At 65.8% G+C, this 11,680-nt stretch carries 12 protein-coding genes and 1 riboswitch; of the genes, 3 read left to right on the plus strand and 9 right to left on the minus strand.

Annotation, left to right across the window (positions count from 1 at the left end; genetic code table 11):
* Nucleotide 1: 1 nt before the first annotated feature.
* Entirely contained in the window at nucleotides 2-2,017 is a 2,016-nt protein-coding gene (locus ACHMWQ_RS18065) for an acetyl-CoA carboxylase biotin carboxylase subunit (RefSeq protein ID WP_396308543.1), read from the minus strand.
* 259 nt (nucleotides 2,018-2,276) lie between these two features.
* On the opposite strand from ACHMWQ_RS18065, the gene folP reads away from it, so the two are divergent.
* From folP to folK, 3 genes are read left to right on the plus strand one after another with little or no spacing between them, the layout of a single operon-like run.
* Nucleotides 2,277-3,116, plus strand: a complete 840-nt coding sequence (gene folP, locus ACHMWQ_RS18070; RefSeq protein ID WP_396308544.1) for a dihydropteroate synthase — start codon at nucleotides 2,277-2,279, stop codon at nucleotides 3,114-3,116.
* A complete protein-coding gene (gene folB / locus ACHMWQ_RS18075; RefSeq protein WP_396308545.1) occupies nucleotides 3,113-3,484 on the plus strand; it encodes a dihydroneopterin aldolase in 372 nt (123 codons plus the stop codon). Before folP ends, folB begins: the two co-directional genes overlap by 4 nt.
* The gene (folK, locus tag ACHMWQ_RS18080; RefSeq protein ID WP_396308546.1) at nucleotides 3,477-3,959 is read left to right on the plus strand and encodes a 2-amino-4-hydroxy-6-hydroxymethyldihydropteridine diphosphokinase; all 483 of its coding nucleotides are present in this window, start codon (nucleotides 3,477-3,479) and stop codon (nucleotides 3,957-3,959) included. The genes folB and folK overlap by 8 nt, the downstream gene beginning before the upstream one ends.
* A 27-nt stretch (nucleotides 3,960-3,986) precedes the next feature.
* Here folK and ACHMWQ_RS18085 read toward each other — a convergent pair whose 3' ends face one another.
* The 8 genes from ACHMWQ_RS18085 to ACHMWQ_RS18120 all read right to left on the minus strand — a co-directional run bounded on the left by ACHMWQ_RS18085 (nucleotide 3,987) and on the right by ACHMWQ_RS18120 (nucleotide 11,644).
* Nucleotides 3,987-5,519 (minus strand): acyl-CoA carboxylase subunit beta, encoded by a 1,533-nt coding sequence (locus ACHMWQ_RS18085; RefSeq protein ID WP_396308547.1) that lies wholly within the window; start codon nucleotides 5,517-5,519, stop codon nucleotides 3,987-3,989.
* 9 nt (nucleotides 5,520-5,528) lie between these two features.
* Nucleotides 5,529-6,260, minus strand: a complete 732-nt coding sequence (locus ACHMWQ_RS18090) for an ATP12 family chaperone protein (RefSeq protein ID WP_396308548.1) — start codon at nucleotides 6,258-6,260, stop codon at nucleotides 5,529-5,531.
* 74 nt (nucleotides 6,261-6,334) lie between these two features.
* Nucleotides 6,335-7,339: an RluA family pseudouridine synthase gene (locus ACHMWQ_RS18095; RefSeq protein ID WP_354549990.1), complete on the minus strand. Its 1,005-nt coding sequence runs from the start codon at nucleotides 7,337-7,339 to the stop codon at nucleotides 6,335-6,337.
* Nucleotides 7,340-7,371: 32 nt separating this feature from the next.
* Nucleotides 7,372-7,758, minus strand: a complete 387-nt coding sequence (gene crcB / locus ACHMWQ_RS18100; RefSeq protein ID WP_396308549.1) for a fluoride efflux transporter CrcB — start codon at nucleotides 7,756-7,758, stop codon at nucleotides 7,372-7,374.
* Between the two features lie 96 nt (nucleotides 7,759-7,854).
* A riboswitch (Fluoride riboswitch) is annotated at nucleotides 7,855-7,929 on the minus strand.
* Nucleotides 7,930-8,155: 226 nt separating this feature from the next.
* The gene (locus ACHMWQ_RS18105) at nucleotides 8,156-8,296 is read right to left on the minus strand and encodes a hypothetical protein (protein WP_354549994.1); all 141 of its coding nucleotides are present in this window, start codon (nucleotides 8,294-8,296) and stop codon (nucleotides 8,156-8,158) included.
* Between the two features lie 74 nt (nucleotides 8,297-8,370).
* Nucleotides 8,371-9,438 carry a fatty acid desaturase gene (locus ACHMWQ_RS18110; RefSeq protein WP_354549996.1) on the minus strand — a complete coding sequence of 356 codons (1,068 nt, stop codon included), beginning with the start codon at nucleotides 9,436-9,438 and terminating at the stop codon, nucleotides 8,371-8,373.
* 58 nt (nucleotides 9,439-9,496) lie between these two features.
* Nucleotides 9,497-10,522 carry a 2-hydroxyacid dehydrogenase gene (locus ACHMWQ_RS18115; RefSeq protein WP_396308550.1) on the minus strand — a complete coding sequence of 342 codons (1,026 nt, stop codon included), beginning with the start codon at nucleotides 10,520-10,522 and terminating at the stop codon, nucleotides 9,497-9,499.
* 3 nt (nucleotides 10,523-10,525) lie between these two features.
* Complete coding sequence (locus tag ACHMWQ_RS18120) at nucleotides 10,526-11,644, minus strand: AAA family ATPase (RefSeq protein ID WP_396308551.1); 1,119 nt, start codon at nucleotides 11,642-11,644, stop codon at nucleotides 10,526-10,528.
* Nucleotides 11,645-11,680: the final 36 nt, after the last annotated feature.

The following is an 11,680-nucleotide window of genomic DNA, read 5'->3' on the forward strand; positions in this document are numbered from 1 at the left end:
GCTAGGCGAACTCCATGATCACCGCGTCGACGGCAAGGCTCTCGCCCTGCTTCACGGCGATCCGCTCGACCGTGAGATCGCGATCCGCGCGCAGCACGTTTTCCATCTTCATGGCCTCGACGATCGCCAGCGTCTCGCCCGCCTTCACCTCCTGCCCCTCCTCGACCGCCAGCGACACGACAAGGCCGGGCATCGGGCAGAGCAAGAATTTCGACGTGTCGGCCGGCTTTTTCTCGGGCATCAGGCTGTAGAGCGCGGCGATGCGCGGCGTCATCACCCGCGCCACCACGTCGATGCCGCGATAGAGCAGCCGATATCCGGAGAGCGCGGGGCGCACCTGCACCGAGAGCGGCTCGTCGTCGATGGCGCCCTCCCAGACGAGATCGCCCGGCATCCAGTTCGACAGCACGGTGACCGGTGCCTCCGCTCCCGGAAGCACGATCTCCACCTCCATCGGCAACAGGGCGATTCCGGTCGGGCTTTCCAGTTCAACGGTGTTGCCGCCGATCGAGACCACCCATTTCTCGCGCCAGTTTCCGGCATGCGGCGCCAGGCGGCCGGCCAGCCGATCGAGCCGATCCTTGCGCAGGATCTCCATCGTCAGCGCGACCACGGCCAGCTGATGCAAGGTCGAGCTCGAAGCCGTAACGCCCTGAAACCCTTCAGGGAACTCCTCGGCTATAAAGCCGGTCGAAAGCCGCCCCTCGCGCCAGCGCGGATGCGCCATCAGCGCCGAAAGGAACGGCACATTGTGCTGGATGCCCTCGACGACGAAATCGTCCAGCGCCACGCTCATGGCCTCGATCGCCTCGCCGCGGGTGGCAGCATGGGTGCAGAGCTTGGCGATCATCGGGTCATAGAACATCGAGATCTCGGATCCCTCGACGACGCCGGTATCGTTGCGGACCGTGATGCCCTCGCGATGCGCCTCGATGGGCGGGCGATAGCGGGTCAGACGGCCGATCGAGGGCAGGAAGTTGCGATAGGGATCCTCGGCATAGATGCGGCTCTCGATCGCCCAGCCCGTCAGCTTGACGTCCTTCTGCGCGATGGGCAACGGCTCGCCCGCGGCGACACGGATCATCTGCTCGACGAGGTCGATGCCGGTCACGAGCTCCGTAACCGGATGCTCGACCTGGAGGCGGGTGTTCATCTCCAGGAAGAAGAAGCTCTTGTCCTGTCCGGCGACGAACTCGACCGTGCCGGCCGAATCGTAGCCCACCGCCTTGGCAAGGGCCACGGCCTGCTCGCCCATGGCCTTGCGCGTTTTCGCGTCGAGCAGCGGCGACGGCGCTTCCTCGATGACCTTCTGGTTGCGGCGCTGGATCGAGCATTCGCGCTCGCCGAGATAGATGACGTTGCCGTGCTTGTCGCCCAGCAGCTGGATCTCGATATGGCGCGGATTGACGATGAACTTCTCGATGAAGACGCGATCATCGCCGAAGGATGACTTGGCCTCGGAGCGCGACAGGCGAAATCCCTCGCGCGTCTCGGCATCGGAATGGGCGATGCGCATGCCCTTGCCACCGCCGCCGGCCGAGGCCTTGATCATGACCGGATAGCCGATCTGGCGCGCGATCTCGACCGCCTCGTCCTCGCTCTCGATCACGCCGAGATGGCCGGGAACCGTCGAGACATGGGCGGCGGCCGCCACCTTCTTCGACTGGATCTTGTCGCCCATCGCCTCGATCGCCGCGGCGTTCGGGCCGATGAAGACGAGGTTGTTGGCGACCAGCGCCTCGGCAAAGGCGGCGCGCTCGGACAGGAAGCCATAGCCCGGATGGATCGCGTCGGCGCCGGATTGCTTGGCCGCCGCGATGATCCTGTCGATCAGCAGATAGGACTGCGCCGCCGGCGCCGGGCCGATATGGATCGCCTCGTCCGCCATCTCGACATGAAGAGCGTCACGGTCGGCGTCCGAGAACACAGCCACCGTCCCGATCCCCATCCGCCGCGCCGTCTTGATGATGCGGCAGGCAATCTCGCCGCGATTGGCGATCAGGATCTTCTCGAACATGCGGGCTCCTCGGCGGAAATGGCCTTCCTGGACATTAGGTTTCTAGGCTGTCTGGCAAGAAGCGGCAATCATGGCGCCACCGAAACCGAAGTCGCCGGACAAAGCCGGCACAAAGCCGACCATCCCAAGCATTCCAGCCGGTCATCGCCGGCAAGGCCGACAATCCGTTGACAGGTTAAGCGGTTTGGGTGCTGTAACAGCATCGCGGCCGCGGGGCCGCCGCACGACTCGCCAAACCCCTTTTCGCCGAGAGCTTCCGATGGCGCCTGCCGCCCGCATCGACATCGATCACCTGGACCGCGGGACCGCGGGTCGCAGCCTGATCATGGGCATCCTCAACGTGACGCCGGACTCGTTTTCCGACGGCGGCGACCACAATGAGGTGGAGGCGGCTGTCGCCCATGCCGGTCTGCTGCTCTCGGAAGGCGCGGACATCATCGACATTGGCGGCGAATCGACTCGCCCCGGCGCCGCCGAGGTCGACGCCGAGACGGAAGCGGCGCGCGTCGTCCCGGTCATTCAGGCGCTGGCCCAACGCACGCAAGCGCTGATTTCCGTCGATACCTACAAGGCTTCCGTGGCCGAGCAGGCGCTGAAGGCCGGCGCGCAGATCGTCAACGACGTCTGGGGCCTGCAGCGCGAGCCAGAAATCGCCCGCGTGGCAGGCGCGCACGGCGCGGCGGTGATCGCCAGCCATTGGGAGCGCCAGACCTATTCGCCGGCGACCATCCTGGACGCGATGAAGCGCTTCTTCGAGCGCTCGGTCACCCTGGCGCGTCAGGCCGGCATTCCCGACCACCGCATCGTGCTCGATCCCGGCATCGGCTTCGGCAAGACCATGGCCGACAATCTGCGGATCCTCGATCGCATCGACGAAATCGTCGCGCTCGGCTTCCCCGTGCTGCTTGGCGTCTCGCGCAAGCGCTTCATCGGCGAGATTACCGGCAGGGAGCCCAAGGAACGCCTCGCCGGCACCATCGCCACCAACGTCCTGGCTGCCGCGAAGGGTGTCTCGTCCTTCCGTGTGCACGACGTCGCCGCCCATCGCGACGCCCTCGCCGTCACGGACGCCATCCTCTCCAGCCGCGAAGCCCCATGACCGACCGCATCTTCATCAACGACCTGCGCTTTTTCGGCTATCACGGCGTGCTGCCGGAAGAGGCTGTGCTGGGCCAGCGCTTCCGCGTCGACATCACCGCCGAACTCGATCTTTCGGCCGCAGGGCGCGACGACAACCTGGCCAAGACCGTCCATTACGGTGAGATGGCGATGCTGGTCGAAGAGATCGGCAGGACGCAGCGCTTCCACCTAATCGAGGCCCTGGCCGAGGCGATGGCCAACGCGATCTTCGAAACCTATCCGCCAATCGAGCGCTTGACCGTGCGCATCACCAAGCCGGAGGCGCCCGTACCGCTTTCGACCGGCATTATTGCGATCGAGATCGAGCGGAGCCGTTCCCGTGACTGATGCCTATCTCGGCCTCGGCAGCAATCTGGGCGACCGCGAGGCTTTGCTGCGCGCTGCCATCGCCGCGCTGGACGCCACGCCCGGCGTTCGCGTGACGTCTATTTCCTCGCTCTATGAAACCCCGCCCTGGGGGCCGGTGCCGCAGGGGCCCTACCTCAACGCCTGCGTCGCACTCGAAACGACTCTGTCGCCGCGCGAACTGCTGAGCCTTTGCCTTGCGATCGAGCGTGACCACGGCCGCGAGCGCGCCATCCGCTGGGGACCCCGCACGCTCGACATGGACGTGCTGCTCTATGGCGACGACAGCATCGACGAGGAGGGCCTGATCGTCCCTCACCCGCGCATGACCGAGCGCGCCTTCGTCCTGGTGCCGCTGGCCGAAATCGCGCCCGATCTCCGGATCGGCGGACGCGCGATCCGCGCAATACTCGGCGGCGTCGAGACGGACGACATCCGGAAGATCGGCCCGCTCTAGAGCCGCCGGCTGCCAGAAGCCCTACCGCTAGAGCGGAATGTTGTCGTGCTTCTTCCAGGGGTTCTCCAGCGACTTGTTGCGCAGGAGCCGGAGGCCGCGGGCGATGCGGCGGCGGGTCGAGTGCGGCATGATCACTTCGTCGATATAGCCGCGCTCGGCCGCGACGAAGGGCGAAAGGAAGCGGTCCTCATATTCCTTGGTCCGCGCCGCCAGTCCTTCGGCGTCGCCGTTCTGGGCGCGGAAAATGATCTCGACCGCGCCCTTGGCGCCCATCACCGCGATCTGCGCCGACGGCCAGGCATAGTTCAGATCGCCGCGCAGGTGCTTGGACGCCATGACGTCATAGGCGCCGCCATAGGCCTTGCGCGTGATCACGGTGATCTTCGGGACCGTCGCCTCGCCATAGGCGAACAGCAGCTTGGCGCCATGCTTGATCAGGCCGCCATATTCCTGCGCCGTCCCCGGCAGGAAGCCAGGCACGTCGACGAAGGTGACGATCGGAATCGAGAAAGCATCGCAGAAGCGCACGAACCGCGCCGCCTTGCGCGAGGCATCGCTGTCGAGCACGCCGGCCAGCACCATCGGCTGGTTGGCGACGAAGCCGACCGTGCGGCCCTCGATACGACCGAAGCCGGTGACGATATTTTTCGCGAACGCCGCCTGGATCTCGAAGAAATCGCCCTCATCGACAGTCTTGAGGATCAGTTCCTTGATGTCATAGGGCTTGTTGGCGTTGTCAGGGACCAGCGTATCGAGCGACATCTCGATCCGGTCGGCCGTATCGAAGCTGTCGATCTCCGGGATCTCGGCCCGGTTGTTGAGCGGCAGCAGGTCGATGAGGCGCCGCATCTCCAGCAGCGTCTCGACATCATTGTCATAGGCGCCGTCGGCAATCGACGAGCGCGTGGTGTGAATGCTCGCGCCGCCGAGTTCCTCTGATGTCACGGTCTCGTTGGTGACGGTTTTCACCACTTCCGGTCCGGTGACGAACATGTAGCTGGAATCACGGACCATGAAGATGAAGTCGGTCATGGCCGGCGAATAGACGTCGCCGCCGGCGCAGGGCCCCATGATCACGGAGATCTGCGGGATGACGCCCGAGGCCAGCACGTTGCGCTGGAACACCTCGCCATAGCCGCCCAGCGCCGCGACACCTTCCTGGATACGGGCGCCGCCGGCATCGAACAGGCCGATGATCGGCGCGCGGTTCTTCAGCGCCATGTCCTGGATCTTCATGATCTTGCCGGCATGCGCTTCCGAGAGCGAGCCGCCGAAGACGGTAAAATCCTTGGCGAAGACGAAGACGGTGCGGCCGTTGATCGTGCCCCAGCCGGTGACGACGCCGTCGCCGGGGATCTTGGTCTTCTCCATGCCGAAATCGGTGCCCCGATGTTCGACATACATGTCGAATTCCTCGAAGGATCCCTCGTCCAGCAGCACGTCGAGGCGCTCGCGCGCCGTCAGCTTGGCCTTGGCGTGTTGCGCCGCGATGCGCTTCTCGCCACCGCCGAGCCGGGCTTCGGCGCGGCGCTTTTCCAGTTCAGCCAGGACGTGCTTCAAGAGCGTCTCCTATCCCCGTGCGGCCACAACCAGCGCCGCTGCCTGCATTTCACTCCAGCGCCCGGCGCGGCGGATGCTGGCCTCCTCGTCCTCGCCCCAGAGACTGATCTGGTAGTCCTCGTCGACATGCGCCGCCGCCCAGGCCTCCTCGGCCGACAGGTGGCGGTGCAGGACGGCGATCGCGAGGACAGCCGAGCCGGTCAGGGTCGTGATGGTATTGAGCGCGGCGAGGCGGAGAATGTCGAGATCGCCCAGCGCGGCGTCGACCGCTTCGATCGTTTCGGGAAACTGCTCGACATGCACGATCCCCTGGGCCAGCACGAAGCGCGCATGGAAGCGCTCCTGCATCCAGCCGAGCAGCGGCGTCCAGGACGCTTCCTGCAAGGCCACCAGCCTGTCCGGTCCCTCCGAGCGGTAGCAGAGCATGTCGGCTCCGGCGTAGCGCAGGATCTCGGCGCGGGTCTCGTCCGGCTCGCGGGAAACACCGTCCAGCGCCGAGTTGACCAGCCGCGTCAGCGGCATCGTCGCCGGGTTGATGAACTCTCTCTGCCCGGCCCACTCCGCGGCGATCGCGGCGGCGATCGACTCGTCGGGAACGATGAGCGGCGCCTTGGCGGGGGTGCGCAGCGCGCGGCCGTCGAGATGGACGGCATAGCCGCCCTCGACCGCCGCGGTCGCGACCTTTTCATAAAAGCGCTTCGGCAACTTGTGGGCGTCGAGTTTCTCGGGAGCTGTCGTCATTTCCGTCATCTGATCGTGCCGGCGAGAGCCGGGCCTTCCCCTAATCCCGTCCAGGCGCCGCGGCGCCTCGACGACTACTCGTCGTCTTCGGTGCCGGAATCGCCAAGGTCCTTGTCGAAGCCAAGCAGGTTCCAGCTCTGCACCATGTGCGGCGGCAGAGGCGCGGTGACGTCTAGCGTGCCGCTGCCGGACGGATGCGGGATGATGATCCGGCGCGCATGCAGGTGCAGCTTGTTCTGGACGCCGCCGGGAAAGTCCCAGTTGATGTCGGCTTCGAAATATTTCGGATCGCCGATGATGGGATGGCCGATATGGGCGGCATGGGCGCGCAGCTGGTGCGTACGGCCGGTGACCGGACGCATGGTCAGCCAGGAGAGATTTTGCCCGGCATTGTCGACGACCGAGAACAGGGTCACGGCATGGCTGGCATCGTTCTCGCCATGGCGGGCGATCTTCATCTTGTCGCCCGAGGGGCCGCCATCGCGCGCGAGCCAGGTCGAGATACGACCCTGCATCGGACGGGGAACGCCCTTCACCAGCGCCCAATATACCTTCTTGGTCGCGCGGGCACGGAAGCTGGCGGCGAGCTTGGAGGCGGCGAGGCGCGTCTTGGCGACCACCAGAACGCCCGTCGTCTCGCGGTCGAGGCGATGGACGAGGCGCGGCTTCTGGTCCTTGGTGTCGCGCAGCGCTTCCAGCATGCCGTCGACATGGGTGGTCAGGCCGGAGCCGCCCTGTACCGCCAGGCCCTGCGGCTTGTTGAAGACGTAGACGTGATCGTCCTCGTAGATGCAGATCGCCATCAGCGCGTCGGCGGCGCTGCCGCGCGCGCCCAGCGGACGGGCGACATGCGGGCTGCCGCCGGCCGCATCCACGCCGAGCGGCGGAATGCGAACGACCTGCCCGGCATTAACGCGGTCGTTGGTCTTGGCGCGGCCGCCATCGACGCGCACCTGGCCCGAACGCAGCAGCTTCTGCAGATGCCCGAACGACAGGCCCGGAAAGTGTTCCTTGAACCAGCGATCGAGGCGCATGCCGGCCTCGTCGGGCCCTACAGTCTTGGAGACGACGGTCGCCATGAGAAAAGTCCTTCTATTGAAGGCGCCTCATATCATCCAGCGAGCGTCCTGACGAGCAAAAGCCCGGCAAAGAGCGCCAGAACGGAAACAATCAGGGACGCGAAGGCATAAAGGGCGGCGCTGCCGGTCTCGCCGCGCTCCAGCAGCAGCACGACATCGAGCGAGAATGTGGAGAAGGTGGTGAAGCCGCCGAGCACGCCCGTGGCGAGGAACAGCCGCGCCTGCGGCGTCCAGGTGACGCCGGCGCGAAACGCGAAATAGCCGGCAAGCAGCCCCATGACGCAGGAGCCGACCACGTTGACGGTCAGCGTCCCCCAGGGAAATCCGGTGCCGAACCAGCGCGCCATGCCGATATTGACGCCATGCCGGAATACGCCGCCCAGACCCGCGCCGAGGAACACGAGAACAACCGGATACATGAAAGCTCCTTGGGGGCCTGCCGCCCGCCGATCGTGGTCCGGCACGAACATCGCTGCGACAGGAAGCCGGACAGACTCCTGCCATGCGCTCGAAAGCATCTGGCAGGGGTCATCAGCCATAAGGCGGTTCAGATCCGGAGGATCTCGGGAGACTCCATTCCCGATGGAAGAATTAGGCTGGGATTCGCCGAAATGCAAACCGAGGCAGCCAACGCCGAAGCGATTGCCGCTTTGTGGCTCCACGCCTCGCCCGTCGATGCGGCGGCGGCAACGCCAGCGTGCCGGGGCGAACCGAACGCTGGCGCCATAACGTCCATCCGGGACAGTTGGGCGATCGCCCATGCCACCCGGATGCATCGAGCGTGCGGCCCGACCAGAGCCGGGCCGGCGCTTGGTTCTAGCCCTTCTTGCCCTTGCCGGGCGCGCCCAGGGTCGCCTTCGTGACCTGGGTCGTGAAGGTGGTGGCAGCCGCCGGAGCTTCCTTCACCTTTTTCGGCTTCTTGGCTTCGCGATTGCTGCGCATCTGACCCTTGGCCATCGACATTCTCCTCAAAAGGTCACGCCAGATCCTCGGCGCCCGGCAGTGGCCGTCTTCGTCGGAGAACCCGCCGGTCAGGCAGGCTCGGCCGCGAGCGGCAAGGATACCGCCTGCCAGCGCTTCATCGCCTTGAAGGGCACGAGTTGCTGGCGGCCTTCGTCCCACAATACCAGCGGAACCGTACGAAGGCTCGCCCCAATCGTGATGCGTCCGACCTGCATGAGTTCCGGATGCTGCTTCAGCACTTCGGGCAGGCGATAGAACGGGATGCGGCTGCAAAGGTGGTGGACGTGATGGACGCCGATATTGGCCGACATCCAGCGCAGCACGCCCGGCAGGTCATAATAGGAACTACCATGCAGCGCCGCCTCTTGGTGCGTCCACTCGGGCGGCCGTGCCCAGAACGTCTCTTCGAACTGGTGCTGCACATAGAACAGCCAGACGCCGATCGAGGCTGCGATGATGGCGATCGGCATGTGGACCATCAGGAACGGCCCGACGCCGACCAGCCACATCAGGCCACCGGCGATCAGGGCGATGCCGAGATTCGTGCCCATGGTGCTGAGCCAGGGCTGCGAGCCGCCACGCATCATGCCGACCGGCAGACGATGCTGGAGCAGGAACAGGTAGGCCGGGCCGATCAGGAACAGCACGACCGGGCTGCGATAGACCCGGTAGCCGAGACGACCCCAGAAACCGCGGGCGCGATATTCCTCGACCGTCAGCGTCGTGATGTCGCCCATGCCGCGCTGGTCCAGATTGCCATGGGTGGCGTGATGGATCGCGTGAGACCGACGCCAGTAGTCATGCGGGGTGAGCGTGAACACGCCGAGGACGCGGCCGACCCAGTCATTGACGCCACGGCGGCGGAAAAACGCGCCATGGCTGCAGTCATGCTGGATCAGGAACAGGCGCACCAGGAAGCCGGCGGCGGGGACCGCCAGCAGAAGGGACAGCCACCAGAAGCCCTGCTGCACCAGAAACCACATCGCGCCCCAGAGGGCGACCAGCGGCAAGGCAGTGATCAGGATTTCAGCGACGCTGCGCGTTTCATTCGGCTCGCGGAACCGGCCAAGAATCTTCGGCCAGACACGCGCTTCCGAAGCGCGGGCGGATAAATGCACATCGTTTTTGTGGGTCATGGGCGGTCACCTTACACGAAAGCCGCCGCCGACGTTCATGCTAAATGGCGTGCAGCGGTCATGTTCGAGCGTGCGGTGCGCTGACGGCTTCCGCCACGACAGCGTTATCAAGCACATGGCCGGCTTCCGCTGCGGCAATATTCCGCAGCGTTGTTTCGCTGATCGCCGCCAGCGCTTCGGCCGTGAGGAAGGCTTGATGCCCGGTCACCAGAACATTGGGGAATGTCAGCAGGCGCTGGAAGACGTCGTCCTGGATGATCTCGTTGGAGAGATCCTCGAAGAACAGGTCTGCCTCCTGCTCGTAGACGTCGAGCGCGACGCCGCCGACCTTTCCGCTCTTCAACCCCTCCACCAGCGCCTCGGCGTCGATCAGGGCGCCGCGGCTGGTGTTGATCAGGAGAAACCCAGCCTTGGCCCGCTCGATCGTGGCGGCGTTGACGAGGTGATGTGTCTGCGGCGTCAGGGGACAATGCAGGCTGACGATGTCGGCCGCCGCCATCAAATCGTCGAGCGGTACATATTCGATGCCGATGCCGACCAGCTCCGGATCCTGCCACTGGTCATGCGCCAACACCCGGCAGCCGAAGCCGAGCTTCAGGCATCGCGCGACCAGCGCCCCAATGCGCCCCGTGCCGACGACGCCGACCGTCTTGCCGAACAGGTCATTGCCGATCAGGCCGTCGAGGGCGAAATTGTTGTCGCGGACGCGGGCCCAGGCGCGCGGGATGCGGCGATCGAGCGCCAGCAGCAATGCGACGGTGAACTCCGCCACCGCGTGCGGCGAATAGGCGGGCACGCGCACGACATCGATGCCGAGCTCGGCTGCCGCATGCAGGTCGACATTGTTGAAGCCCGCGCAGCGCAGCGCCACAAGCCGCGTGCCGGTGGCGGCAAGCTGCGTCAGCAGCGGCCGGTCGAGCTTGTCGTTGACGAAGACGCAGACCGCCGGGAATCCGTCCGCCAGCGGCGCGGTAGAAAGATCGAGCTTGGGCTCCAGGAAAACGAGATCATGCCCGAAGGCGGCGTTCGCCTCGGAGAGATATTGCCGGTCGTACGGCTTGGTGCTGAAGACGGCGACCCGCATGGTTCACTCCTGCTCGGCAAATTCGCCGAAGAGCTTGAGCCCTTCGATCCATGTCGCGCCGTCCTCCTTGACGACGACGCGCGGTGCAACGCCCGCTTCTAGCTCCAGCGCATCGGCGAGCGCCTGCGAATGCGTGACCACCCACACCTGCGTCCGCTCGGCAGCGCGGGCGATCAGCCGCGCCAGCGGCAGCGTCAGGTCGGGATGCAGGCTCGTCTCCGGCTCGTTGAGCGCGATGAAGCCCGGCAGACGATAGCCCGAAAGGGCTGCGACAAGGCAGAGGAAGTGCAGCGTGCCGTCGGAAAGCTCATGCGCACCGAGCGGGCGCGGCAGGTCCGGAAACTTCAGCCCGATCGAAACGGTGCCCTTGCCAAACTCGGTGACCAGCGAAGCGCCGGGAAAGGCATCCTCGATTGCCGCCTCGATCTCCGGCGCTTCCTCGCGGATCACGATCACGCTCGCCAAGGCCGCAGCCAGATCATAGCCGTCCGAGGAGAGCGTCGGGGTTGTGATGGCGAGCGCAGGCTGGCGGATCGGCGAGGTCTTGTCGGTGCGAAAGTCGTGATAGAAGCGCCAGTCGAGCAGCGCCCGCCGCACGAGATCCAGCTCGATGAAGCGGCCCTGGTCGCGAAAGCCCGACAATGCCGTCTCGGACGGCACGAGGGCTTCCTCATAGGTCTGTCGCCGGCCGTCTTCATCGCGCAGCCACGCGCTCGGTCCCTGCCGCTTCATCATCGTCACGGCCTTGCCGCGGAGGCGGTGCACCAGTTCCTCGGCCTTGACCATCGGCTCAGTACCCGTCAGCGCCGCCTGGTCGATCGGCGCCGGCAGCCCGATCTCGATCGAATAGGCGTATTCACCGAACTCGGCGACGAGCTTCAGCCGCACCGGTCCCTTGGCGCGGGGCCCGGCCCAGAGGACGGATTCAAACCCGCCCTCCTCCGCGATCTCCCGGGTGATCGTGCCGCGCGCTGCGGCGGCCAGCAATTCCAGCGAGCGGTAGAGATTGGTCTTGCCGACGCCATTGCGGCCGACGAGCACGGTCAGCGGCTCGACCGGAACCTTGATGCGCCGGATCGAGCGATAGAGCTCGGCCGAGACGGATGTCAGGCGTAGCGGCAAGACCAGCCCCGTGATTGGCAGTTCGAGACGACGGGC

Origin of the sequence: Kaistia sp. UC242_56 (genome assembly GCF_044452255.1) — a bacterium.
GTDB classification, from domain to species: Bacteria; Pseudomonadota; Alphaproteobacteria; order Rhizobiales; family Kaistiaceae; genus Kaistia; species Kaistia defluvii_A.

Excerpts from the sequence above, each read along its gene's own strand:
- ACHMWQ_RS18065 (WP_396308543.1), bottom strand. The coding sequence starts at position 2,017 with ATGTTCGAGAAGATCCTGATCGCCAATCGCGGCGAGATTGCCTGCCGC.
- folP (WP_396308544.1), top strand. The coding sequence starts at position 2,277 with ATGGCGCCTGCCGCCCGCATCGACATCGATCACCTGGACCGCGGGACC.
- folB (WP_396308545.1), top strand. The coding sequence starts at position 3,113 with ATGACCGACCGCATCTTCATCAACGACCTGCGCTTTTTCGGCTATCAC.
- ACHMWQ_RS18090 (WP_396308548.1), bottom strand. The coding sequence starts at position 6,260 with ATGACGACAGCTCCCGAGAAACTCGACGCCCACAAGTTGCCGAAGCGC.
- ACHMWQ_RS18095 (WP_354549990.1), bottom strand. The coding sequence starts at position 7,339 with ATGGCGACCGTCGTCTCCAAGACTGTAGGGCCCGACGAGGCCGGCATG.
- crcB (WP_396308549.1), bottom strand. The coding sequence starts at position 7,758 with ATGTATCCGGTTGTTCTCGTGTTCCTCGGCGCGGGTCTGGGCGGCGTA.
- ACHMWQ_RS18105 (WP_354549994.1), bottom strand. The coding sequence starts at position 8,296 with ATGGCCAAGGGTCAGATGCGCAGCAATCGCGAAGCCAAGAAGCCGAAA.
- ACHMWQ_RS18110 (WP_354549996.1), bottom strand. The coding sequence starts at position 9,438 with ATGACCCACAAAAACGATGTGCATTTATCCGCCCGCGCTTCGGAAGCG.
- ACHMWQ_RS18115 (WP_396308550.1), bottom strand. The coding sequence starts at position 10,522 with ATGCGGGTCGCCGTCTTCAGCACCAAGCCGTACGACCGGCAATATCTC.